We start from the raw sequence: 22,380 nt of genomic DNA on the forward strand, positions 1-22,380 counted from the left end.
GTACTCGGTGAAGGCCAGGGGTGGTTGGGAATCACCCGGAACCTGGCGACGGACCCGGGCGTCTTAGCCACTGACGACCGTGCCCCATCCTCCCGTGGCGGAGGCGAAGAGAAACACGCGCGACAGCAAAACGCCAGACTTCGCCACCCCACGCCACGCCCGTGCTTTTGATAGACGCAGTATGGACGAGGCTGCCGCGGAAGCTGCAACGCTCGGCCCATAGGGGTTCCCCATGCCTGAGGCTGGGGTGTGATGCGCCAATAGGTACGCACAGTGAAGTGATCGACACATGGTGTGAGTGGTCCACGGTGTTGCCAGCGGTGCAACGGAAAGGAACGAGCGCTCATGCGCGAGATCCTCGGAAGGCGACGCAGGCTCCTGTCCCAGCGCAGTGACGGGGGGCCTGACATGATCAGCGCGGCCCTGACCTTCGCGACGGAATGGCAGTGGCCCGTACTCCCGGGTGTGGCGGCAGACCCTCAGGGGCGCTCCCGCTGCGCCTGCCCGGACCCGGACTGCACGGTTCCCGGCGCACACCCCTTCGACCCCGGCCTCCTCACGGCCACCACCGACGCCCGCATGGTGCGCTGGTGGTGGACCAACCGGCCCGCCGCGCCGATCGTCCTGGCCACCGGCGGCAAGGCTCCGTGCGCGGTGTCGCTGCCCGCCCTGCCGGCCGCCCGCGCGCTGGGCGCCCTCGACCGCATGGGCATGCGCCTCGGCCCGGTCGTGGCCTCGCCCACCCGGTGGGCGCTGCTGGTGAAGCCGTACTCCCTGGAGCAGTTGGGCGAACTGCTGTACGCCCAGGACTTCGTCCCGGGCTCGCTCCGCTTCCACGGCGAGGGCGGCTACCTGGCGCTGCCGCCGTCCGAGACCGGCCAGGGGCAGACCCGCTGGGAGCGCGCGCCGCTGCCCGGCTCGGCCTCCCCGTGGGTGCCCGACGTCGAGGCCGTGGTGGACGCCGTGGTCGAGGCCCTCACTCGTACGGGTGTGAGCGCGCCCGAGTTGTAGGGGTGTCGGGCGCGCACCGGACCGAGCGCCCCAATCCGGTCGATATCGTCCCCTTCATGAATATTCGCCTGATCGCCCTCGCGGGCGTGGTGGCATGCGCGATCGCGCTGCCACTGGCTGTTGCGTCCGCGGGGCCCGTGGGCGACCAGGACCCCGAGGCCGTACGACCGTCCCGTCAGCCGGACGCCAAAGCGCCCTCCCCCGAACCCGTCGACGCCCCTGGGCTGCTCGGCCTGGGCCTGGCCACCGCCGCCCGCTGCGGACCCGAACTCACCTCGCCCGACGGCATCGAGGCACAGACCTGTGTGATGACCCAGGGTGAGGACACCTGGGCGCGCACCTACTACCGCAATGCGAGCGGGGACGCGCTGGACTCGGTGCTGAGCCTCATGGGGCCCGGTGGCCGCACGATGCAGATGCGCTGCGCGATCGGCGCCGACGACGAGCCGGCCACGTGTGAGACGCCGCGGGAGGGGACGCGGGGCGACTTGGGTGCCTACACGGCGGTCGCGGAGTTCGCGTCCCGGGCGGGCGAGGGGCCGCTGCTGCTGCGGTCGGGGAGCAACTCCGGGGCGCCTGCGGGCGGTTGACGCGCTACGGGTCTTCTCCCTCGCGCGCCTCTTCACACTCTCGGCGAGGCGGCCGCATGGAAAGACCCGGTTGCTGGCGACGGGGGATGCACCAGCAACCGGGCTATTGGAACGGTAACAAGAGATCGGCTGTTCGCAAATTCGATCTCTCGTTTTGCTCGGCTATTCGGACACCGACTCGCCTGCCGAAACGGGGAGTTGTGGACGGAGCCGGCCGTTCCGGCAAGGCTCGCTCCGGCTGACCGACCGGTCAGCCGGAGCTGTGTGTCAGCTGAGCGTGACCTGCCGGTTGGTGAGTCCGCCGCGCGCGCGACGTTCGTCGGCGGTGAGCGGGGCGTCCGTGGCCAGCGCGGTGGCGAGGCGCTCGGTGAACTCGGCGGCCGGCTTCTCGATGTCCTGCGCGGTGACCTCGCTCGGCAGGTCCCAGACCGGGACGGTGAGCCCGTGAGCACGGAAGGAGCCCACCAGCCGGGTGCCTTCCCCGAGGCTCGACCTCCCGGCCGCGTGCAGCCGCGCGAGAGCGTCCAGAAGCTGCTCCTCCGGGTGCGGCATGACCCACCGCAAATGGTTCTTCTCCGGCGTCTCGCACCAGTACGCGGCATCCACGCCGGTCAGCTTCACGGTCGGGATGGCCGCCGCGTTGGCCCGCTCCAGGGAGGCGGCCACCTCCGGAGCGGCGTTGTCCGCGTCCGAGACCCAGAACTCGAAGCCCGAGTGCACCACTGGCTCGAACGGACCTTCCGGGGCGAGCAGATCCTGCAGCCGCGGACCGTCGCTGGGCGCCCGGCGCCCCTGCACGGGCGTGCCCGGCTTGGCGGTGAGGGCGTGCTGGAGGGTGTCGGCGAGGTCGCGGCTGATGTCGCCGGACGCCGTGTCGTTCTGCAGGCCGAGCAGGACGGAGCCGTCGTCGCGGCGCAGGGCGGGCCAGGCCATCGGCAGGACCGTGGCGAGCGTGACCGACGGAACGTCCTCGGGCAGACCGTCCTTGAGCGTCAGCTCCACGGTCGCGGCCGGGACCAGCTCACGCAGAGCCACCCAGTCGCACTCGCCCGGCAGGCCCTCGAACGGGCGCTGCACCAGTTCGGTCACCGCGTGCGCGGCGGCCCGGCCGTGGCACGCCTTGTAGCGGCGGCCGCTGCCGCAGGGGCAGGGTTCACGGGCACCGACGACCGGGATCTCAGCATCTGTGAGCTGCGGCCGCGGGGCCTTCGTCTGGGGTCGCTTCTTGGCCATCGTGGTGTCTCCCGGTTACGGCTCGTGTCGTACGGCGGGAGCCTAGCCGTTCACACCACGGCCGACGGGAACCCTGTGGACAACGTGGCCGACCCGGTGCGACGGGGGCTTCAGTCCAGGTCGTCGAAGGCGTGTCCGAAGTCCAGGTCGGCCATCGCGGACACCCGCGGAGCGGCGACACGCGTAGCGAAGTCGTCGCGTCGGCGACCGGCATCGGGGTCGTGCACGTCGTCGTGGACCACGACCCACACCGTGACCTCGCCGCGGGCGTCGTCCCGGACGCCCCAGTCGTCGGCCAGTGCGGTGATGATGTTCAGCCCGCGGCCACCGTGTGCGGTGACCGAGGGCGTGGCCGGAGCCGGGCGGGTGGGTCCACCGCCGTCCGTCACCTCGACCGTGAGTCTGCCGCGCCGGTCCACCCGCCACGCGGCCCGGACGTCGCCGTCCCCGGCCAGGGCGTCACCCAGCGGCCGACCGTGTTTGCACGCGTTGCTCAAGAGTTCGGAAAGAATCAATACGGCATCGTCGATGACCGATTCCGCCACACCACCCGTGCGCAGCTGAGCGCGCATACGGTGTCTCGCTTTCCCCACGCCCGCAGGGCCATGGGGTACGGCCATGCTCGACGACGTGGGCACCTCCTGTGCCACCACCAACGCCACCCCCGAGACCTCCTTTGCCCCACGCCACGGTGTGGATGCCCCATTGGCCTGAACCGGAAACCGGCCAGAGAACGTTCGCTGACGCATTCGCAACGATCGAATACGCATCGAACGCGCCGGTGCACTCCCTGTGACGATGTGGCTTGATTTCGCCGGTGTGGCCGAGATCGGAGGATGCTGTACGCGGGCTGTGGGGGTCAAGCTTGGTTTCATGGTTCACCGACCGAGTCGGCGCAGCACCTCGCCCGGGCGGTTGGTGATGATGGCGTCGATGCCCAGCTCGACGCAGAGATCCACGTCCTGCGGCTCGTTCACGGTCCAGACGTGCACCTGGTGGCCGGCTCGCTTCAGGCGCTCGACGTAGGCCGGATGGTTGCGCACGATCCGGATCGAGGGGCCCGCGATCCGGACACCGGCGGGCAGCCGTCCGTCGCGCAGCCGGGGGGAGACGAACTGCATCAGATAGACCGTCGGCAGGGTCGGCGAGGTGGCTCGGACGCGGTGCAGCGAGCGGGCCGAGAAGCTCATGATCCGCACCTGGGACTCCGCCGGCGTGGCGGGCGCGTCCAGCCCGAAGCGCTTCAGGAGCAGCAGCAGCCGCTCCTCGACCTGGCCCGCCCAGCGGGTGGGGTGCTTGGTCTCGACGGCGAGCTCGATCCGGCGGCCGGTGTCGGCGATGAGTTCGAGCAGTCGCTCCAGGGTCAGGACGGAGGTGTCCTCCGGGTCCTCGGGCAGATGCTCCCAGTCGGGCTCCTCGTCCCGCATCCGCAAGGAGTTCCGGTGCTTCCAGGAGCCGAAGTCCAGGGCCGCCAGCTCGGCGAGCTCCAGTGCGGAGACCGCTCCGCGGCCGTTGGAGGTGCGGTTGACGCGGCGGTCGTGGACACAGACGAGATGGCCGTCGGCGGTCAGCCGTACATCGCACTCGAGGGCGTCCGCACCGTCCTCGATCGCCTTCTTGTACGCGGCCAGGGTGTGCTCGGGAGCCTCTTCGGAGGCCCCGCGGTGGGCGACGACTTGAATCCGGTGCTGCCGTGCAGGGGTCACCGCGTCATGGTGCCACCGCGAGGGGGTAGGCGTGACGGCGATACCCCTGCGTCGGACACGCGCGCGTGGCGGGCGGGAGCGTCGAGATGCGCCCATCCTGCCCGAAAGGTCCTATATAAGGGATGGTCCCGCACCCACAGCAACCGCTTATGGTGCTCTGACGGCCCGTGGGAAAAGCTGTCAGCAGACAAAAGAAGCACATGCACAGCTGAATCGCGCCGGACCGACGACAAGCGTGAGCGCGCGTGACCGAGTGCGACCGAGAAGAACAGCCGTGGATCGAGGAGAAAAGCTGTGAGCACCGAGAACGAGGGCACTGCGGTACCCCCGGCCCCGTCCGCACCTCCCGTGCCGGTGGAATCTCCCGCAGCTTCCACGCGGCCGGCCGCGCCGACGGCTCCCATACCGTCGGTGCCCGCGGGCGCCCCGGACCATGAACCGGCCCGCACCGCGCCCGCCTACGCGTCGGCCGGATCCCCGGGCCAGGGCGGCGGGTCCGCACCGGACGCCTCCTGGCCGCCCCCGCCGCCGGCCACTCCGTCGTACGGGGACGCAGGTGGCTCGGGAGCCGGCTCGTACGCCGACGGGGGCTCTGGAGACGCGGGCTCCGGCTGGGGTGCCGGCTTCCCGGCGCCCGCTCCCAAGCCCCGTAGCAGGCGCGGTGGCCTGGTCGCCGCGATCCTGACCGCCGCCCTGGTCGCGGGCGGCCTGGGCGGCGGCCTCGGCTACACCCTGGCCAGGAACAACGACAGCGGCGACTCCACGACCGTCTCCGCCTCCGACAGCGGCGGCACCGTCAAGCGCGACGCGGGCACCATCGCGGGCGTGGCGGACAAGGCCCTGCCGAGCACGGTCACCATCCAGGCCGAGTCCTCCAGCGGCGAGGGCGGCACCGGCACCGGCTTCGTCTTCGACAAAGAGGGCCACATCGTCACCAACAACCACGTGGTGGCCGAGGCGGTCGACGGCGGCAAGCTGACGGCCACCTTCCCGGACGGCAAGAAGTACGACGCCCAGGTCGTGGGCCACGCGGCGGGCTACGACGTCGCGGTCATCAAGCTCGAGAACGCCCCGTCGAACCTGAAGCCCCTGACCCTGGGCGACTCCGACAAGGTGGCCGTCGGCGACTCCACCATCGCCATCGGCGCCCCCTTCGGCCTGTCCAACACGGTGACGACAGGCATCATCAGCGCCAAGAACCGCCCCGTGGCCTCCAGCGACGGCACCGGCAGCAACGCGTCCTACATGAGCGCCCTGCAGACCGACGCCTCGATCAACCCGGGCAACTCCGGCGGCCCGCTGCTGGACGCCCAGGGCAACGTCATCGGCATCAACTCCGCGATCCAGTCCACCAGCAACGGCGGCCTGGGCGGCACCAGCCAGTCCGGCTCGATAGGGCTGGGCTTCGCCATCCCGATCAACCAGGCCAAGTACGTCGCCCAGCAGCTGATCAAGACCGGCAAGCCGGTCTACGCCAAGATCGGTGCCTCCGTCTCCCTGGAGGACACCACGGACGGGGCGAAGATCACCGAGCAGGGTGCCAGCGGCTCCGAAGCCGTCGAGGCCGGCGGCCCCGCGGCCAAGGCCGGCCTCAAGCCCGGCGATGTCATCACCAAGCTCGACGACCGGGTGATCGACTCCGGCCCGACCCTCATCGGCGAGATCTGGACCCACCAGCCCGGCGACAAGGTCAAGATCACCTACGAACGCGACGGCCAGACCCGCACCGTGGACCTCACCCTCGGCTCCCGCGTCGGAGACAACTGACCCGCACACCCGCGTGCCAACCGGTTACCCTTGTTCCCGCGCCGCCGATCAACGGCAGCGCGGGGTGGGTTGCCCGAGCGGCCTAAGGGAACGGTCTTGAAAACCGTCGTCGCAGCGATGTGACCGTGGGTTCAAATCCCACACCCACCGCACGATGAGCAGTGAGAACGGCCCCTGACCAGGTCATATGGTCGGGGGCCGTTGTGCTGTGCGATGCCCGCTCGTGGCCGTGTCTTCCCGTGGTTTCCCGTGCGATGGGGCACGGGCAGGGGCACGGATGAGCCGCGAGATGACTGCGACATGAGTTGGCTGGCTAACGGTTGATCGGAATCTCGTAGACGATCTCGCAGTGGGCGGCGGGCACCGAGCCGGGGAGACAGGGATGACGGACAAGGGTGAGTTGCGGCTTCTCCCGTGGTCGGGGCCGGATGGCAAGCCCTGTTATCTCAGCACCGACGACCGCGATGGTTACATGTCCCGCTTGGCGGACAACGTTGAGGCGGTCCAACTCGGGATGGCAGCCGAACTGTTGGATCAGGCACAGGAAGTTCTCGGCGCTGAGGACGCTGATCTGGGAGAGCTGCGCCCTCTGACGAGGAAGCTGACCGAAGCCTTGCAGGACGTGCTCCGCGTCGCGACGAGCCGAGGGCTCCTCTTGTCAGTGGGCGATTCTCACCACTCGTGAAAGGGCTCTTCCACTCTCGTGCCGGTGCGCTTGTGGTGCGGGGTGTGGTGCACTGCCACCACGCCCCGAACCCTTCTTGATCCGTAGCTCTCTGTGGATCGGTCAGTGGCGGTCATAGGGGTCGCTTCGAGGACGCTGCGGGACATCGCTGGGCGGTGACGGTTGCTGGGGTTGTTGTGCCTGGCTGCTGTACAGCAGCATCCGTGCTGGAGGTGACGTGTGGAGCGAGAACTGCTCGAACGCCTGCTGGCCGGTGAGGACGAGACGTACTTCGCTGCCCTGGCGGCCCTCCGCAGCGACGCCTCTTACGTTGTCTGGGACGGAGCCGCTTCTGCCGAGTCGCTCGCCCGAGTCTATGAACGTCGGCTCAGGCACACGCGCCGAAGGGGCATCGAGACCTCAGGCCTGGAACGCGCCGTGCAGTCCCTCGGCCAGTATGACCAACCGGTGCGCCTCGGCCAGATCAGGGCTGCCGATGGTGTCTGGGTCTTCATGCTCTTCCTCACCGAGGACGGCAGCGGCTTGGTGGCGTGTACTGGTGTGCGGCGTACAGATACGTGATCAGCAACAGTGGGTAGCGGCTCCTGCGTATGCGCTCAGGACCTGAGCAGGGACCTCTCGCAACTACGCCGCCCCGCCCGGGAACGTGGGCCGGGGCGGGTGCCGTGCGCGCCGTTCATTGATCGCTTATCGACGGTCAGCTGGTCCTGGTGTCGTCCACCCGCTCGCCCTCCGCTTGAGACGGCTCGGTCCTGGGGACGTCCGGGTGCTGTTCCATGGCCGCGCTCTCAGCCGGTTCGTCACGCTCGCCCTCGGCCTGGGAGGGCGTGTGAGAGTACAGCCAGCGGTCGTAATCCGAGGCTCCGGTCTTCATTGCGGGCCTCCCTTGCTCGCTCAACTCCCATGCTCCTCCCTCGACCGCAGCCAGGGCGAGAGCGCGGTGCGGAGGAGGCGCGAGTGTGTTCGCCCACCGACAGACAGCCACGCTGAAGAGGGCCAACTATCACTGCGAATCACAGTCTCGCCTGTTCGCAGTGACAGTTGGCCACTGCTGTCCCCTGCCGTCGAACCTTGATCGTTATCCTCGAAGATTGATGATCAGAAAGGTCGTGCCACCGGAGTTTGAGCGCGGTCGCGCGAGGCGAGTGCCCCAGACCACGCATCCCTCGATGGCAAAGATCACGCGTGCTGCGTCCTGTGGCTAAATGCGTTGTCGTGGCCGTTCGGACTGAGGCAGCATCCCGCACATGGAGCAGCCACCCGAGATCCTCCGTCACGGTGAAGTCGAGCTTCGCCGCTGGCGCGCGAACGACCTTGAGACTCTGTATCAGGTGGCCACTGAGTCGCTCGATCACCTCCGACCGTGGATGCCCTGGGCGGCGAACCATGATCGAAAGCAGTACGAGGGCTTCTTGGCACGCAGCAATGAGGAGTGGGAGGCCGGCCAGGACTACACCTTCGCGATCACAGCTCTTGGAGCGGTGATCGGCAGTTGTGGCCTCCATCGCCGGGCCGAACCCAGGGTGCTGGAAATCGGGTACTGGCTCCATCCCGCACGGACTGGCAAGGGCTTCGCGACCATGGCTGCTGCGGCGCTGGTGGATGCGGGTAAGGGCATTCCGGACGTCGATCGGATCGAGATACGTCACGATGAGGCCAATTCCGCAAGCGGAGCGGTCGCGCGCCGACTGGGTTTCGCCGAGGTGGAGCGCGTGAGGGAGCCCGATGGCCCGGACGCTCCCGGCGAGGTGGGCGTAACGGTGATCTGGCGTCTTGAGACCCGAGCAGCATCGTCGGGCTGAGGCGCGGGGGAGTTCGGCGCGGACTTCGCCCCCGCCGAACCGGACAAAGCCTCTGACCAGCGAGGTCGGTCGAAGGCTTTCACTGCGCGCGTCCCTTCCGCCACCGATACGACCAGGACACGCCGCATACTGCCGTCATGCCCTCGCCGCAGCGATTCCGGGACTCCCGGCACATGAAGTACGACTTCGTTGATCATGTGCTCGTGCGCTGCCCGAAGTGCACTGGCATCGCGCACGTTGCCCCGGCAGCACTCGTGTCCGGGGAGGCGAGTCCCTCGCTGTTCACGCATCGCCACCTTGTCTGCCGTGCCTGTGGTTTGACCCGTTATGCAGCTGGCGGTCTTCGCCTCTTCCGGGGTACCGGGGAGGCCGTAGATCCGTTCTTCGGTCTGCCGCTGTGGTTGCAGGCCGAGACGCGTCACGGCTGGGTGTGGGCTTACAACCCCGAGCATCTGGACCTGATAAGGCAGTTCGTTCAGGCGCCACTGCGCGAACGACCTCCTTGGGACTCGACGGGGCGGAAGCGGAAGATGACGCTCGTTGCCAGACTGCCGTCGTGGATCAAGAGCGCGAAGAACCGAGCCGAAGTCTTGCGGGCCATCGAGCGCATCCGGTCCTCGCTGGTGAACTGACAGACAGCCCTATGGGGCTCCTAGCTCAGCGGGCACGATCGCGGTCCTGGGGCACGTAGCGGGCACGGTGACGATCACAACGGCTCCGCCAGGGTGCTCGTACCTGCCTGACCTGCGGCGGAGACCTCCCCGCCCTCGATCGGCGAAAGGTCCTTAAAAACCGTCGTCGCAGCGATGTGACCGTGGGTTCAAATCCCACACCCACCGCAGGTCGGCGTAGGAACGCAGGCGGAAGGGGTGCCCCTCGTAGGAGGGGCACCCCTTTTGTGTGTGCCGGAGCGGTGTGGGTCAGCCGGCGGTCGTGGTGGGGTGCGTGTCGACGACCGTGCGGCGCATGACGGCGCCGGTGCCGATCAGGGTCTCGGCTTCGGTGCCCTTCTCCTTGTCCTTGGTCATGTACGAACGCGAGCCGATGTAGGTGAGCTTCTGCTTGTCGAAGATCCACTCGTCGCGCACCGCGGAGGCCGGGTCCTCTCGGGTGATGCCGATGCCGTGACGCCCGGCGGTGTCGACCACGTCGGGGATGACGGTCACGCCGGGAATCCTCGCGGTCGCCTTGTAGAACGCGGCGGCATTCTCCGGCGGCATGATCGTTTCGTTCAGCAGATCGCCGATCTTGAAGAAGACGGCCTGCTCCTTCGACTCGTCGTCGCCCACCTGGGTCTGGGCATAGAGCAGTTCGAGCAGGGCGTCGGGGTCGGTGGGCAGCGAGGCCAGCCACTTGTACGTGGGGCGGTCGATGCCCACCGGGTAGGCGCTGGGGGACTCGATGGGAATGGTCTGACCGGGCATGATGGCGTCCTTCCCGGAGTCGCGGAGCCACCCGGTGATCTTGACCGGGTCGGGGTCCTGCGAGAACCAGGCCTCCCGCTTGTGCACGGCACCGAGCCGCACGGGTCCTCCGAAGGTGCCCTTGTTCGCGCGGACCAGGCTCTCGACGTACACGAACTGGCCGTCGTTCACCGGCGTCGCGTCGGTGGCCATGGACGCGGCGGCGATGCGGTCGAGTGTGACGGACGCCTTGTTCGGCCCGGCCTCCGCGGTCTTGGTCCCCGCTGCCGGCGCGGAACCGTTTCCGCCTCCGGAGAGTGTGACGACCAGTGCGCCGGCCAGTGCCATCGCCGCAACGGGCAACACCACGGCCGTACGCGGGAATCGGCGACGCGGTGCCGGAGGCGACTGGGTGGAACGGGAGCTGTCGCGGTCGATCCGCTGCATCAGAACGTCCTTGAAGTGGAGGTGTCTGCTCGGCGGGAGGTCCCATTCGGCAGGGGCCGACAGCAACTCCTCGGCCTCGCTCCGGGTGGAGCCGGCGCTCGGCGGCTTGTCAGCGTTCATGGGGTTTCCTCCTGCAGAAACATGGCCGCGAACGCGGCCTCACCCTCTACCTCTCCGCGACGGTCGGGCAGTTCCGCCCCGTCGTCGGGTGGGCCGGAACTCAGCTTGGCAAGCCGCGCGCGGGCGCGGGACAGTCGCGAACGCACGGTGCCGACCGGGACGCCGAGCGCCTGGGCAGCCTGCTGATAGTCCAGCCCGGAGGCCACGCACAGGGCGAGCACCTCCCGGTCCTGGCGGCGCAGTTGGCTCAGTGCGCGATGGACCACCGCGAGACGGCGCGCGTCGTCGATCCGGCCGGCCGTCTCGTCCGCGAAGTCCTCGACCGGCGGCGGGGCCGGGCTACGGGCCAGGAAGGCGAGCCGGCGGCGCAGACCGCGGTTGGCGTTGCGGGCCTTGTGCGTGGCGATGCCGAGCAGCCACGGCTTGAGCGATCCGCCCTCCAGGTCCACGGTTTCCCGGGTACGCCAAGCGGCGAGGAAGGTCTCCGACATCGCCTCCTCGGCCTCCGACCAGTCACCGGTCAGCCGCAGGGCATGGTTGTACACCGCGCGCGCGTGCTGGTCGTACAGCTCGGCGAAGGCCTCACGGTCCCCGGCGCGTATGCGCGTACGTACTGACTCTCCTCGTTCCGTTTCCCTCACACTCGTAACTCTCCGCGGTTCCATGGGGGTTCCAGTGGCCTGCGCCACACTGCGGCCCAGCCGGGGGCCGTTCGGCGCACGGCCTGCGCGCATGGCCCGCACCCATGGCCTGCCCGCACGGCCTCCACGCATGGCCCGCACGCACGCCGACACTGCCACCGCACTGCCGACACTGCCGTCGCCCTGCCGACACTGCCTCAGCGCAGGCGCCTCCCAGTGTCGCCTTCCGCCGGGGCGCACGGTTGCGCGCCCCGGCGCATCCTCACGGTTGGTGCCCCGTCATGCGCGCCGCCGACGCGATCGTGGCGCGGGCCTCGCGTTCGGTGAGGCCGGTGTTGAGGGCTGCCTCGACGAACGGTTCGACGAGGTCGGGGCCGATGCCGTCCTCGTAGGCGCGGCAAGCCGCCCAGAACAGGCGGGTGTTGCGCTGTCCCTCGTGGGCAGCGAGGACGAACTGGACGAGGCCCTGGCCGTGCCCGCCGGTCGACGGGGGTGCGGGGTGCTGGGTACGGGGCGGTGGGAGCAGGAGGCGTAGGAGGGCGGCCGGGCAGGCCGCGGGGGCGAGGTGGGCGGTGCCGGGGGCGGTGCTGTAGACGCCGTGCTCGGTGCGGGAGCCTGGGCCGACGAGGTAGCCGCCGGCGCCGCGGATGTCGATGCCGGGGGCCAGGCGGCCCGCGGAGTTGGGGACGACGACGTCCGGCGGGCCGCTGAGCCAGAGGTGGCGGCCGCCGCTGGGGGTCAGGACGACGACGGTGGCGGGGATCGTGAACAGATGCCGCAGGGCCAGTTCGCGCAGGGCCGCCGAGGAGTCGGTGCCCGACTTGGTGTCCAGGTCGATGCCGATCAGGTGATGCGGAGGGAGGCCGCAGGCGATGCCGTAGCCGGTGGCCCAGGGGGCGGCGGCGAACAGTTCGCGGATACGTGCCGGGTCGGTCGAGGCGTCGTACACCCCATGGCCGAAGCGGCCGCATTCGCCGTGGCAGAGGGGTGCGGTGGGGTCGTCGCGGTGGGGGGAGCGCAGGGCCGGGAGTTTCGTCCGGGACAGGGGGATGACGGCCAGTCCGCGCTCCGCGGCTGACAGGGCGTGTGCGAGGGCCAGCATCGTGGCCTGCCGATCGGTGGTGGCCATGCCTCCATGTTCGTACAGGTGTTCGAAAAAGGGAAGAGAGGTCGAGCGCGACTCGCCGGGAACCGCATGTTGGCCGGATATACGCAGGAGCGCTTCACCCCTTGTGGCGCTTGGGGTGGAGGTGTCCGGCCCGCCCGGGCCTGTTACTGAAGGCAACCAAAGGGGTTTATCGACTTGTCATCACGCTTCAGGGCGAATAGGGGCTTCCGGGGTGGTTCGCCAGGGATTCGGTGGGCAACTCTGATCTTGCGACGTCGTGCACAGCACTGAGGCGGATGGCCAACTGCCTTGGATCAAGCCGTACTTCACGTACCACGCGCACTTTCGGCCCGACGGCCGATGCGCACCTTGTTCTGGAGGAACAACATGGCAAGCATCCGTACCGCCCGCGTCATCGCCGCCGTTTCCGCCCTTCCGCTCGCCGCGGCTCTCTTCGCCGGCGTCGCGACGGCGGACACCGGCGCCCTCGCGGGCGACGGATCGAACGCGACCGCCACCAATGCCTCCGCCGGCATCATCGGCAGCGGCGTCGGCGACGACAACAACGGCAACTCGTCCACCACACAGCAGCAGGCGGTGGGCGACGGCGCCTCGAACCAGAGCAACACCGCCCAGGTCGACGGCTCCGCCTTCACGGCCATCAACCAGGGCAACGAGAACGTCGCCGTCGGCTTCGCGCCCCTCTGGTGAGACCGGGAGGGCCGGCCCTCGGGCGCCGGTCCTGAACTCCCTTGTGGGGTGTGCTCTGTGGGGTGGTCACACGTCCGCGCGGCGGTGCTTCGGCACCGCCGCGCAGGCGTTTTCCGCGTGAGACAGGCGCTTTCCGGGCGCGGGCGACGACCTTGACAGAGCACGGTATCTGACGGACAGTCAGAAACCCTCAGCCCGTACGACGTCCCGGAGGGCCGTCACCGTGCACCTCGCCCCCACCGAGCGCCAGCGGCGGCTGCGCGCCGAGCTGCGTACGTACTTCCGGGCCCTCATGCCGGACGGACCGCCCCCTGTTGAGGAGCACGCGCGCGTGCGCGCACTGCGACGTCGTATCGGCGCGGACGGCTGGCTGGGGCTCGGATGGCCCGTCGAGTACGGCGGTCAGGGCCGGGGCGCGGACGAGCAGTTCGTCTTCTTCGACGAGGCGTACCGCGCGGGCGCGCCCGTCTCGATGGTCACCCTGAACACGGTCGGGCCGACCCTGATGAAGTACGGCAGCGAGGAGCAGAAGGCCGCCTTCCTGCCGGGCATCCTGCGCGGGGAACTCGTCTTCGCGATCGGCTACAGCGAGCCGTCGGCGGGGACCGACCTGGCGTCGCTGCGGACCCGGGCGGTACGGGACGGCGCGGGCGACTGGCTCGTCGACGGGCAGAAGATCTTCACCTCCGGCGCCCAGCACGCCGACTGGATCTGGCTGGCCTGCCGCACCGACCCTGACGCCCCCAAACACCGTGGCATCTCGATCCTCCTCATCCCCACCGACGCCCCCGGCTTCTCCTGGACGCCGATCGAGACGGTCGGCGGGCAGACCACGACAGCCACGTACTACGACGCCGTCCGCGTCCCGGCCGGCAACCTCGTCGGCGCGGAGAACGAGGGCTGGACGCTCATCACCAACCAGCTCAACCACGAGCGGGTCGCCCTCGCCGCGCTCGGCATGCAGGCCGAGGACTTCTACACGGCCGCGCTGAACGCCGTACGCACCCCCGATCCGGTGACGGGGAGGCGCCGGGTTGACGAGCCGTGGGTGCGCTCGCGGCTGGCCGAGGCACATGCCCGGCTGGCGGCATCGCGTCTGCTCAGCTGGCGTCTGGTGGGGGATGTGGGGGCGGGCCGCCTCGCGCCCGGCGACGCGAGCGGGGTGAAAGTCGCGGGAACCGAATCGGCGGTGGCGGTGTACCGAATATGTCAGCACGCGATCGGGACGGACGGGCTGGCAGGGCTGGTTCGTTCGGGGTCGCCGGGGGCGTTCGGGGACGGCGAGCTGGAGCGGCTGAACAGGGCGGCGCAGATCAACACGTTCGGGGGCGGGGTGAGCGAGGTGCAGCGGGAGATCGTCGCGACGATGCGGCTCGGGATGACGAGGGGGCGGCGGTGAGCGGACAAGGGACGGCGGTGAGCGGACAGGGGACGGGGGTGAGCGAGGTGCAGGACGAGTTGGGGGCGCGGCTGAAGGCGTTCGAGGGGCGGGCGACCGCCGTCGCGCGCGCGGGCAAGGATCCGGTCAACGAACCGATGATCCGGCACTGGTGCGAGGCGCTGGGCGACACCAACCCGGCGTATTCGGGGCCGGACGCCATCGCCCCGCCCACCATGTTCCAGGCATGGACCATGGGCGGCCTCTCCGGGCATACGGGACGCTCCCAGGCGTACGACGACCTGCTCACCCTCCTCGACGAGGCGGGCTGCACCTCGGTCGTCGCCACCGACTGCGAGCAGGAGTATCTGCGTCCCCTGCGACCCGGCGACGAGATCACCTTCGACGCGGTGATCGAGTCGGTGTCGGACCGCAAGACGACCAAGCTGGGCACGGGGTATTTCGTCACGACCCGCATGGACGTCCGGGTGGGACAGGACCTGGTCGGCACCCACCGCTTCCGCATCCTCAAATACGCCCCCGTGCGGAAGACGCCGAAAGCCCCCCGCCCCCGGCCGGTGATCAACCGCGACAACGCCGGCTTCTGGGAAGGAGTGGACCGGCATCAGCTCCTCATCCAGCGCTGCACGGGCTGCACGACCCTGCGTTTCCCCTGGCTGCCGGGGTGCAACGCATGCGGCGGCCTGGACTGGGACACGGTGGAGGCAAGCGGCGAGGGCACGGTCTATTCGTACGTCGTGATGCACCACCCGCCGTTCCCGGCCCTCGATCCTCCGTATGCCGTCGGCCTGATCGAGCTGGCGGAAGGCGTGCGGATGATCAGCAACGTGGTGGGGGTGCCGTACGACAAGGTCCGCATCGGCCTGCCGGTACGGCTCGAATTCCAGCGGTACGAGGATCCGGGCGGTGCCTTGGTCCTGCCCGTCTTCCGGGTCCCGGAGGGTGAGGTCTGACATGGACTTCACGCCCACCCAGGAGCAGGCCGCCGCCCAGGAACTGGCCGCGCGGATCTTCGGCGACCTCGCCACGCACGAACGGCTGACGGCCGCCGGAACAGACAGCGACCCGGAGCTGTGGAAGGCCCTGTGCGCCGCCGGACTCATCGGCGCCGTCCAGGAGGTGGGCCTCCTGGGCCTCGTCCTCCTCCTGGAGGAGCAGGGCCGGACGACGGCCCAGGTGCCTTTTGCGGCCACATGTGTGTACGGACTGCTGGCGGTGTCGTCCCACGGCACGGCGGAGCAGCGCGAGCGGTTGCTGCCGGGGATCATCGACGGCTCGGTGGTGGTCAGCGGGGCATTTCCGGCACAGGGAGGGGTACGGGCGGCTGCGGACGGCGAGCTGACCGGCACGGTCCCCGTCGTGCCCTGGCTGCGGGACGCCACGCATGTCCTGGTGGCCGACGCGGACCGGAATCTATGGCTGGTGCCGACCGCCAGCCACGTGGAGTGGCAGCCGGTCGAACTATCGGCGCCCTGGGCGGCGGGGCGACTCGTACTGGAGGGAACCGACGCCGAGCTGCTCGGCGGGCCTGGTGCCGAACGGCTCGGCGGCACCGAGCACTTCAGCGCCCCCGGTGTCGAACGGCTCGGCGGGCCCGGTGCTGATCGGCTCGGCGGCACCGAGCACCTCAGCGGCCCCACTGCCCAACGCCTCAGCGGCGTTGGCGCCGGACAGATCGGCGGCGTAGGCGCCGAACACCCCGCCGGACCCGACGCCTACGCCGACGTCCTCGCCATTGCCCGCACCGCCTTCGCCGGTCTCCAGGCCGGTGTCTGCGCCGGTTCCCTTGCGCGGGCCGTGGCGCACACGAACAGCCGGGAGCAGTTCGGGCGACCGCTCGCCACCAAGCAGGCCGTCCAACTCCGGGCAGCGGACGCGTATATGGACACGGAGGCGATAAGGGTGACGGCGTACGAGGCGGCGTGGCGGCGCGACACCGGGCTCCCCTACGCCTCGCATGCGCTGGCCGCCGCCTGGTGGGCGTCCGAGGCGGGCAGCCGCGTCGTCCACGCGGGCCAGCATCTGCACGGCGGCGCGGGAGCCGACCTGGACCATCCGGTGCACCGGCACTTCCTGTGGGGCCGGCAGTTGGACGCATATCTGGGATGCGGCGACGAACTACTGCAGGAACTGGGCGAGTTGATCAAGGAAGGGGAGGAGGGCGAGGCATGGGATCGATGAGGACCGGCGACCGACTGCCGAGGGTCGACGACCGACTGCCGAGGGTCGGCGACCGACTGCCGCCGCTGGAGATCGAGATCACCCGCACGCTCATCGTGGCCGGAGCGATCGCCTCCCGGGACTACCAGGACGTGCACCACGATGCGGAACTGGCCCGCCAGAAGGGCTCCCCCGACATCTTCATGAACATCCTGACCACCAACGGCCTGGTGGGCCGCTACATCACGGACCACTTCGGCCCGACAGCCGTCCTGCGCAAGGTGGCGATCAGGCTGGGCGCACCCAACTACCCGGGAGACACGATGGTGTTGACGGGGACGGTGGACGAGCTCGACGGCGACACCGCGACGGTACGGGTCGTGGGGGACAACGGCATCGGCAGACATGTGACCGGCACGGTGACGGTCACCGTACCGACGGGGGGTGCGCGATGAGCACCCGAACCCCGGACACCCTCGGCGGGCGCGCCGCGATCGTCGGGATCGGCGCCACCGAGTTCTCCAAGGACTCGGGCCGCAGTGAGCTCCGGCTGGCCGTGGAGGCGGTGCGGGCGGCGCTGGACGACGCGGGGCTGACACCGGGGGATGTGGACGGGATGGTCACGTTCACGATGGACACCAGCCCGGAGATCACGGTGGCGCAGGCCTGCGGGATGGGCGAGCTGTCCTTCTTCTCCCGGGTGCACTACGGCGGCGGAGCGGCCTGCGCGACCGTTCAGCAGGCGGCACTCGCCATCGCCACGGGCGTGGCCGAGGTGGTGGTCTGCTACCGCGCGTTCAACGAGCGGTCGGGCCGGAGGTTCGGCTCGGGTGTGCAGCACCGGGAGCCGTCGGCGGAGGGCGCGGCGCTGGGCTGGTCCCTGCCGTTCGGGCTGCTCACCCCGGCCTCCTGGGTGGCGATGGTGGCTCAGCGGTATCTGCACACCTATGGGCTGACCCCGGAGGTGTTCGGGCATGTGGCCGTCGTGGACCGCAAGTACGCGGCCACCAACCCGGCGGCGTACTTCCACGGCAGACCGATCACCCTCGCCGACCACGCGGCCTCGCGCTGGATCGCCGAACCGCTCAGGCTGCTGGACTGCTGCCAGGAGACGGACGGCGGTCAGGCCATCGTCGTCACCTCCGTGGAGCGGGCCCGCGACCTGCCGAACCCCCCAGCGGTCGTCGCAGCCGCCGCCCAGGGGGCGGGGCGTGCTCAGGAGCAGATGACCAGCTTCTACCGGGACGACCTGACCGGCCTGCCGGAGATGGGCGTGGTGGCCCGCCGGCTGTGGGGCAGCTCCGGGCTCACCCCGGCCGACATCGATGTGGGGATCCTGTACGACCACTTCACACCGTTCGTGCTCATGCAGTTGGAGGAGTTCGGGTTCTGCGGAAAGGGTGAGGCCGCTGACTTCATGGCGGAGGAGCGGCTGCCGGTCAATACGCACGGGGGACAGTTGGGCGAGGCGTATCTGCACGGGATGAACGGGATCGCCGAGGGGGTACGGCAGCTGCGGGGTACATCCGTCAACCAGATACCGGGGGCCGGCCGGGTCCTGGTGACCGCGGGGACAGGTGTGCCGACGTCGGGGCTGGTCCTGGAGGGAGCGTGAGGCAGGTGCCGTGGGGGAACCCGGGCCGGGGCTGCCGCACGGGGACCGGGGACCGGCGTCAGGGGACCGCCGCCATGCCGGGCCCCATGCCGGCCGCAAAGGCACAGGACCCGGCACCCTGGTCGTAGCCCCCAGGGGTAAACCCGCAGTAGGTGTCCTCCTCCGGTCCACCTTCAGGAGGTGCAGTCGGCACCACCCCTACAACCTGAGGGGGAGTGCGCTTCGGGACCTGCGGCCGATCCGCTGGAGAGGGGGTCGCTCATAGCGTGGAGCCATGACCACAACCGTCTGCACCAGCGCTTCCCAAGCCGCGACGCGGTCGCTGACGTACCCGTCGTTCTCGTCGTACGTCAAGGCCCGCCAGCCGGTGCTGCTGCGTACCGCCCGGTCGCTCACCGCGAACCCGAGCGACGCGGAGGATCTGCTGCAGACGGCGCTGACCAAGACGTATGTCGCCTGGGAGCGGATCGAGGACCACCGCGCGCTCGACGGCTATGTGCGCCGGGCGCTGCTGAACACCCGGACATCCCAGTGGCGTAAGCGCAAGGTGGACGAGTTCGCCTGCGACGAGCTGCCGGAGCCCGAGCCGGTCCCCGGCGGGGACGACCCGGCCGAACAGCAGGCGCTGCACGACGCGATGTGGCGGGCGATCTCCAAACTGCCCGCACGGCAGCGCGCGATGGTCGTCCTGAGGTACTACGAGGACCTCAGCGAAGCCCAGACGGCCGAGGTGCTCGGAGTCTCGGTGGGCACGGTCAAGTCAGCGGTGTCCCGCGCCCTCGGCAAGCTGCGCGAGGACGCGGAGCTGTTGCTGGTTCGCTAGTGTCCTGCGCCAGAGATCCGTCGGCAGAGGCGGGCGAGGGAGTCGAGGATCTCTTCGGCGGTCTTGGTCCAGATGAACGGTTTAGGGTCTTCGTTCCAGTCCTTGACCCAGGCGCGGATGTCGGCCTCGAGGGCTTGGATGTTCTTGTGTGCGCCGCGGCGGATCATCTGGTGCGCGAGGTAGCCGAACCACCGCTCGACCTGGTTGATCCAGGAGGAGCCGGTCGGGGTGAAGTGCAGCTCGAAGCGCGGGTGTCTCGCCAGCCAGGCCTTGATCGCTGGAGTCTTGTGGGTGCCGTAGTTGTCCACGATCAGGTGGACCTGCAGCTGTGCGGGCACCTCCTTGTCGATCCGGATCAGGAACTTCTTGAACTCCGCAGCCCGGTGCCGACGGTGCAGGGCGGTGATGACTTCACCGGTGGCGACGTCGAAGGCAGCGAAGAGGGTGGTCAGCCCGTTGCGCACGTAGTCATGGGTGCGCCGCTCGGGCATGCCCGGCATTATCGGCAGCACCGGCTGGGACCGGTCCAGGGCCTGGATCTGCGACTTCTCGTCCACCGAGAGCACCACCGCCCCCTCGGGCGGGTTGAAGTACAGGCCCACGACGTCGTAGACCTTCTCCACGAACAACGGGTCGGTCGACAACTTGAAGGTGTCCGCCAGATGCGGCTTGAGCTGGAACTGCCGCCAGATCCGGCCGACCGTGGACTTCGACAGGCCGCTGTGTTGCGCCATCGATTTCCGCGACCAGTGGGTGGCGTTCTTGGGCAGTTGTTCCAGCGTGGTGACCACGACGGCTTCCACCTGATCGACGCTGATGGTGGGCGGCCGGCCCGGTCGGGGCTCGTCGACCAGTCCGTCCAGCCGCTGGGTGAGGAAGCGCCGCCGCCACTTGCGGACCGTGTCCGCGGCCACCCGCAACTCGCGGGCGACCGCGACAATCGGCGGTACTTCCGGCCCCGCGCACGCCAGCACGATCCGCGCTCGCAGGGCCAGGGCCTGGGCCGATGTTGCCCGACGCGTCCACCGCTCCAACACCGCCCGCTCGTCATCAGACAGCAGCAACGGCTGCAGCTTCGGGCCCCGACGAGGAACTGACGCACCAGCAGTAGAAGTCACACACCAACTAACGATCAACTACTGGCGCAGGACACTAGGGCCCCCGCGGGCGGCACTCTGGCTGTCCGGTGGCCCGGCGGGCGGTCGGCCGGTCCGGCCGGACCAGTTGGTCCGCCTGTCCGCCTGTCCGCCTGCCCGGTGTTCCGGTGGTCGGAGCGCCAAGGTCGTCTGGTGGGCCGTACCGTCCCCTCACGGTGGACGCAACGTGACGTGATCGACGTGATCGATCGTCCGCGCCTAGTGACATACCGCGCGGTATGTGAGCAGAATCAGCGCAACCCTTACTACCGCGTAGGCAATGTCGCCCCCGGGAGGACGCCGTGCTGAGCACCATGCAGGACGTACCGCTGCTGATCTCGAGGATCCTGACCCACGGGTCGACGATCCACGGCACATCACAGGTGATCACCTGGACCGGCGAGGAGCCCCAGCGGCGTTCCTTCGCCGAGATCGGAGCCCGCACGGCCCAGCTGGCGCACGCCCTGCGCGACGACCTCGGGGTCGCGGACGACGAGCGCGTGGCGACGCTGATGTGGAACAACGCCGAGCACGTCGAGGCGTACTTCGCGATCCCCTCCATGGGCGCGGTCCTGCACACGCTGAACCTGCGCCTCCCGGCCGAGCAGCTCGCCTGGATCGTGAACCACGCCGCCGACCGGGTGGTGATCGTCAACGGTTCGCTGCTGCCGCTGCTCGCCCCGCTGCTGCCGCACCTCAAGACGATCGAGCACGTGGTGGTGTCCGGCCCCGGCGACCTGTCGCTGCTCGCGGACGCCGCCCCGCAGGTGCACGCGTACGAGGAGCTGATCGCCGGGAAGCCGACGACGTACGAGTGGCCGGAGCTGGACGAGCGCCAAGCCGCGGCCATGTGCTACACGTCCGGGACGACGGGCGACCCCAAGGGCGTGGTGTACAGCCACCGTTCGATCTACCTGCACTCCATGCAGGTCAACATGGCCCAGTCGATGGGCCTGACCGACCAGGACATCTCGCTGGCGGTGGTCCCCCAGTTCCACGTCAACGCCTGGGGCCTGCCGCACGCGACCTTCATGACCGGCGTGAACGTGCTGATGCCGGACCGCTTCCTGCAGCCCGCCCCGCTCGCCGAGATGATCGAGCGCGAGAAGCCGACACACGCGGCTGCCGTCCCGACCATCTGGCAGGGCCTGCTCGCCGAGCTGACCGCCCACCCGCGTGACGTCTCCTCCCTCACCCAGGTCACCATCGGCGGCTCGGCCTGTCCGCCCTCGCTCATGGAGGCGTTCGACAAGCTCGGCATGCGGGTCTGCCACGCCTGGGGCATGACGGAGACCTCCCCGCTCGGCACCATCGCCCGCCCGCCGGCCCACGCGGTCGGCACGGAGGAGGAGTTCGCCTACCGCCTCACCCAGGGCCGTTTCCCCGCGAGCGTCGAGGCCCGCCTCACCGGCCCCGGCGGCGAGCGTCTCCCCTGGGACGGCGAGTCCGCGGGTGAGCTGGAGGTACGCGGCCCGTGGATCGCGGGCGCCTACTACAACGGCCCGGGGGCCGAACCCCTGCGCCCCGCCGACAAGTTCAGCGAGGACGGCTGGCTGAAGACCGGCGACGTCGGCACGATCTCCGCCGACGGCTTCCTCACCCTCACCGACCGCGCCAAGGACGTCATCAAGTCCGGCGGCGAGTGGATCTCCTCGGTCGAGTTGGAGAACGCGCTGATGTCCCACCCGGACGTCGCCGAGGCCGCCGTAGTCGCCGTCCCCGACGACAAGTGGGGCGAACGCCCGCTCGCCACAGTCGTCCTCAAGGAGGGCGCCATCGCCGACTTCGAGACCCTGCGCACCTTCCTCGCCGGCGAGGGCAAGATCGCCAAGTGGCAGCTCCCGGAGCGCTGGACCATCATCGAGGCCGTCCCCAAGACGAGTGTCGGCAAGTTCGACAAGAAGAAGATTCGCGAAGCGCATCGGTTGGGGAAGCTCGACGTGACCAAGCTCAGCTGACTCTGCTGAGCTGCGTAGGGCCCCTGGCCGCCGTCGGGGGCTCTTGTCGTTCACGCTCGCTTCAG

At 69.6% G+C, this 22,380-nt stretch carries 23 protein-coding genes and 1 tRNA gene; 16 read left to right on the plus strand and 8 right to left on the minus strand.

Features of this window, described 5'->3' with window-relative positions; genetic code table 11:
- Positions 1–345 precede the first annotated feature (345 nt).
- Positions 346–1,011 (plus strand): bifunctional DNA primase/polymerase, encoded by a 666-nt coding sequence (locus OG828_RS25585; RefSeq protein ID WP_328439780.1) that lies wholly within the window; start codon positions 346–348, stop codon positions 1,009–1,011.
- Between the two features lie 56 nt (positions 1,012–1,067).
- Positions 1,068–1,601 (plus strand): hypothetical protein, encoded by a 534-nt coding sequence (locus OG828_RS25590; RefSeq protein WP_328502427.1) that lies wholly within the window; start codon positions 1,068–1,070, stop codon positions 1,599–1,601.
- 267 nt (positions 1,602–1,868) lie between these two features.
- Here the strand turns inward: OG828_RS25590 and OG828_RS25595 are convergent, their stop codons facing one another.
- The 3 genes from OG828_RS25595 to OG828_RS25605 form a co-directional block, all read right to left on the minus strand.
- Positions 1,869–2,834 (minus strand): DUF5926 family protein, encoded by a 966-nt coding sequence (locus OG828_RS25595; RefSeq protein WP_328502428.1) that lies wholly within the window; start codon positions 2,832–2,834, stop codon positions 1,869–1,871.
- Positions 2,835–2,944: 110 nt separating this feature from the next.
- The gene (locus OG828_RS25600; protein ID WP_328361288.1) at positions 2,945–3,583 is read right to left on the minus strand and encodes an ATP-binding protein; all 639 of its coding nucleotides are present in this window, start codon (positions 3,581–3,583) and stop codon (positions 2,945–2,947) included.
- 129 nt (positions 3,584–3,712) lie between these two features.
- Positions 3,713–4,540: a glycerophosphodiester phosphodiesterase gene (locus OG828_RS25605; RefSeq protein ID WP_328502429.1), complete on the minus strand. Its 828-nt coding sequence runs from the start codon at positions 4,538–4,540 to the stop codon at positions 3,713–3,715.
- Between the two features lie 294 nt (positions 4,541–4,834).
- On the opposite strand from OG828_RS25605, the gene OG828_RS25610 reads away from it, so the two are divergent.
- From OG828_RS25610 to OG828_RS25625, 4 genes are all read left to right on the plus strand, one after another.
- Positions 4,835–6,307 (plus strand): S1C family serine protease, encoded by a 1,473-nt coding sequence (locus tag OG828_RS25610; protein ID WP_328502430.1) that lies wholly within the window; start codon positions 4,835–4,837, stop codon positions 6,305–6,307.
- Positions 6,308–6,370: 63 nt separating this feature from the next.
- Positions 6,371–6,457: transfer RNA gene (locus OG828_RS25615), tRNA-Ser, on the plus strand.
- Between the two features lie 232 nt (positions 6,458–6,689).
- Positions 6,690–6,992: a hypothetical protein gene (locus tag OG828_RS25620; protein ID WP_328439784.1), complete on the plus strand. Its 303-nt coding sequence runs from the start codon at positions 6,690–6,692 to the stop codon at positions 6,990–6,992.
- A 219-nt stretch (positions 6,993–7,211) separates the two neighbouring features.
- On the plus strand, positions 7,212–7,553 hold the full coding sequence (locus OG828_RS25625; protein ID WP_328439786.1) for a hypothetical protein: 342 nt from the start codon (positions 7,212–7,214) through the stop codon (positions 7,551–7,553).
- Positions 7,554–7,689: 136 nt separating this feature from the next.
- On the opposite strand, the gene OG828_RS25630 is transcribed toward OG828_RS25625, so the two are convergent.
- Entirely contained in the window at positions 7,690–7,866 is a 177-nt protein-coding gene (locus OG828_RS25630) for a hypothetical protein (RefSeq protein ID WP_328361303.1), read from the minus strand.
- Between the two features lie 373 nt (positions 7,867–8,239).
- Here OG828_RS25630 and OG828_RS25635 point away from each other — a divergent pair, with 373 nt between their 5' ends.
- Both OG828_RS25635 and OG828_RS25640 read left to right on the plus strand, forming a co-directional pair.
- On the plus strand, positions 8,240–8,794 hold the full coding sequence (locus tag OG828_RS25635) for a GNAT family N-acetyltransferase (protein ID WP_328502431.1): 555 nt from the start codon (positions 8,240–8,242) through the stop codon (positions 8,792–8,794).
- Positions 8,795–8,967: 173 nt separating this feature from the next.
- Complete coding sequence (locus OG828_RS25640; protein WP_443062434.1) at positions 8,968–9,426, plus strand: hypothetical protein; 459 nt, start codon at positions 8,968–8,970, stop codon at positions 9,424–9,426.
- Positions 9,427–9,714: 288 nt separating this feature from the next.
- Here OG828_RS25640 and OG828_RS25645 read toward each other — a convergent pair whose 3' ends face one another.
- From OG828_RS25645 to OG828_RS25655, 3 genes are all read right to left on the minus strand, one after another.
- Positions 9,715–10,764: a CU044_5270 family protein gene (locus OG828_RS25645; RefSeq protein ID WP_328502433.1), complete on the minus strand. Its 1,050-nt coding sequence runs from the start codon at positions 10,762–10,764 to the stop codon at positions 9,715–9,717.
- Positions 10,761–11,429 (minus strand): RNA polymerase sigma factor, encoded by a 669-nt coding sequence (locus tag OG828_RS25650; protein WP_328502434.1) that lies wholly within the window; start codon positions 11,427–11,429, stop codon positions 10,761–10,763. Before OG828_RS25650 ends, OG828_RS25645 begins: the two co-directional genes overlap by 4 nt.
- Before the next feature lie 238 nt (positions 11,430–11,667).
- Positions 11,668–12,534, minus strand: a complete 867-nt coding sequence (locus OG828_RS25655; protein WP_328502435.1) for a bifunctional DNA primase/polymerase — start codon at positions 12,532–12,534, stop codon at positions 11,668–11,670.
- Between the two features lie 366 nt (positions 12,535–12,900).
- Between OG828_RS25655 and OG828_RS25660 the strand changes: the two genes are divergently transcribed.
- The 7 genes from OG828_RS25660 to OG828_RS25690 all read left to right on the plus strand — a co-directional run bounded on the left by OG828_RS25660 (position 12,901) and on the right by OG828_RS25690 (position 19,221).
- Positions 12,901–13,224, plus strand: coding sequence for a hypothetical protein (locus OG828_RS25660; RefSeq protein WP_328502436.1), 324 nt, complete (start codon positions 12,901–12,903; stop codon positions 13,222–13,224).
- Between the two features lie 223 nt (positions 13,225–13,447).
- Positions 13,448–14,623: an acyl-CoA dehydrogenase family protein gene (locus tag OG828_RS25665; RefSeq protein WP_328502437.1), complete on the plus strand. Its 1,176-nt coding sequence runs from the start codon at positions 13,448–13,450 to the stop codon at positions 14,621–14,623.
- A gap of 47 nt (positions 14,624–14,670) precedes the next feature.
- Positions 14,671–15,576: a bifunctional MaoC family dehydratase N-terminal/OB-fold nucleic acid binding domain-containing protein gene (locus OG828_RS25670; protein ID WP_328504941.1), complete on the plus strand. Its 906-nt coding sequence runs from the start codon at positions 14,671–14,673 to the stop codon at positions 15,574–15,576.
- Position 15,577: 1 nt separating this feature from the next.
- A complete protein-coding gene (locus tag OG828_RS25675) occupies positions 15,578–16,804 on the plus strand; it encodes an acyl-CoA dehydrogenase (protein ID WP_328502438.1) in 1,227 nt (408 codons plus the stop codon).
- Entirely contained in the window at positions 16,792–17,238 is a 447-nt protein-coding gene (locus OG828_RS25680) for a MaoC/PaaZ C-terminal domain-containing protein (protein WP_328439798.1), read from the plus strand. Before OG828_RS25675 ends, OG828_RS25680 begins: the two co-directional genes overlap by 13 nt.
- Positions 17,235–18,398 carry a lipid-transfer protein gene (locus OG828_RS25685; protein ID WP_328439800.1) on the plus strand — a complete coding sequence of 388 codons (1,164 nt, stop codon included), beginning with the start codon at positions 17,235–17,237 and terminating at the stop codon, positions 18,396–18,398. Before OG828_RS25680 ends, OG828_RS25685 begins: the two co-directional genes overlap by 4 nt.
- Positions 18,399–18,672: 274 nt before the next feature.
- Entirely contained in the window at positions 18,673–19,221 is a 549-nt protein-coding gene (locus OG828_RS25690; RefSeq protein WP_210573748.1) for a SigE family RNA polymerase sigma factor, read from the plus strand.
- On the opposite strand, the gene OG828_RS25695 is transcribed toward OG828_RS25690, so the two are convergent.
- Complete coding sequence (locus OG828_RS25695; RefSeq protein WP_328499797.1) at positions 19,218–20,339, minus strand: IS630 family transposase; 1,122 nt, start codon at positions 20,337–20,339, stop codon at positions 19,218–19,220. The two genes, OG828_RS25690 and OG828_RS25695, sit on opposite strands and share 4 nt — an antisense overlap.
- Positions 20,340–20,671: 332 nt before the next feature.
- Here OG828_RS25695 and OG828_RS25700 point away from each other — a divergent pair, with 332 nt between their 5' ends.
- Positions 20,672–22,315, plus strand: a complete 1,644-nt coding sequence (locus tag OG828_RS25700; protein ID WP_328504942.1) for a long-chain fatty acid--CoA ligase — start codon at positions 20,672–20,674, stop codon at positions 22,313–22,315.
- Positions 22,316–22,380 lie beyond the last annotated feature (65 nt).

This window comes from Streptomyces sp. NBC_00457, assembly GCF_036014015.1.
Classification (GTDB): Bacteria; Actinomycetota; Actinomycetes; order Streptomycetales; family Streptomycetaceae; genus Streptomyces.

Bases quoted from the DNA above. Each gene is read 5' to 3' on its own strand.
- OG828_RS25620 (WP_328439784.1), top strand. From the start codon at position 6,690: ATGACGGACAAGGGTGAGTTGCGGCTTCTCCCGTGGTCGGGGCCGGAT.
- OG828_RS25635 (WP_328502431.1), top strand. From the start codon at position 8,240: ATGGAGCAGCCACCCGAGATCCTCCGTCACGGTGAAGTCGAGCTTCGC.
- OG828_RS25640 (WP_443062434.1), top strand. From the start codon at position 8,968: ATGAAGTACGACTTCGTTGATCATGTGCTCGTGCGCTGCCCGAAGTGC.
- OG828_RS25600 (WP_328361288.1), bottom strand. From the start codon at position 3,583: ATGCGTCAGCGAACGTTCTCTGGCCGGTTTCCGGTTCAGGCCAATGGG.
- OG828_RS25660 (WP_328502436.1), top strand. From the start codon at position 12,901: ATGGCAAGCATCCGTACCGCCCGCGTCATCGCCGCCGTTTCCGCCCTT.
- OG828_RS25585 (WP_328439780.1), top strand. From the start codon at position 346: ATGCGCGAGATCCTCGGAAGGCGACGCAGGCTCCTGTCCCAGCGCAGT.
- OG828_RS25675 (WP_328502438.1), top strand. From the start codon at position 15,578: ATGGACTTCACGCCCACCCAGGAGCAGGCCGCCGCCCAGGAACTGGCC.
- OG828_RS25630 (WP_328361303.1), bottom strand. From the start codon at position 7,866: ATGAAGACCGGAGCCTCGGATTACGACCGCTGGCTGTACTCTCACACG.
- OG828_RS25700 (WP_328504942.1), top strand. From the start codon at position 20,672: ATGCAGGACGTACCGCTGCTGATCTCGAGGATCCTGACCCACGGGTCG.
- OG828_RS25685 (WP_328439800.1), top strand. From the start codon at position 17,235: ATGAGCACCCGAACCCCGGACACCCTCGGCGGGCGCGCCGCGATCGTC.
- OG828_RS25680 (WP_328439798.1), top strand. From the start codon at position 16,792: ATGGGATCGATGAGGACCGGCGACCGACTGCCGAGGGTCGACGACCGA.
- OG828_RS25645 (WP_328502433.1), bottom strand. From the start codon at position 10,764: ATGAACGCTGACAAGCCGCCGAGCGCCGGCTCCACCCGGAGCGAGGCC.
- OG828_RS25655 (WP_328502435.1), bottom strand. From the start codon at position 12,534: ATGGCCACCACCGATCGGCAGGCCACGATGCTGGCCCTCGCACACGCC.
- OG828_RS25595 (WP_328502428.1), bottom strand. From the start codon at position 2,834: ATGGCCAAGAAGCGACCCCAGACGAAGGCCCCGCGGCCGCAGCTCACA.
- OG828_RS25690 (WP_210573748.1), top strand. From the start codon at position 18,673: ATGACCACAACCGTCTGCACCAGCGCTTCCCAAGCCGCGACGCGGTCG.
- OG828_RS25650 (WP_328502434.1), bottom strand. From the start codon at position 11,429: ATGGAACCGCGGAGAGTTACGAGTGTGAGGGAAACGGAACGAGGAGAG.
- OG828_RS25590 (WP_328502427.1), top strand. From the start codon at position 1,068: ATGAATATTCGCCTGATCGCCCTCGCGGGCGTGGTGGCATGCGCGATC.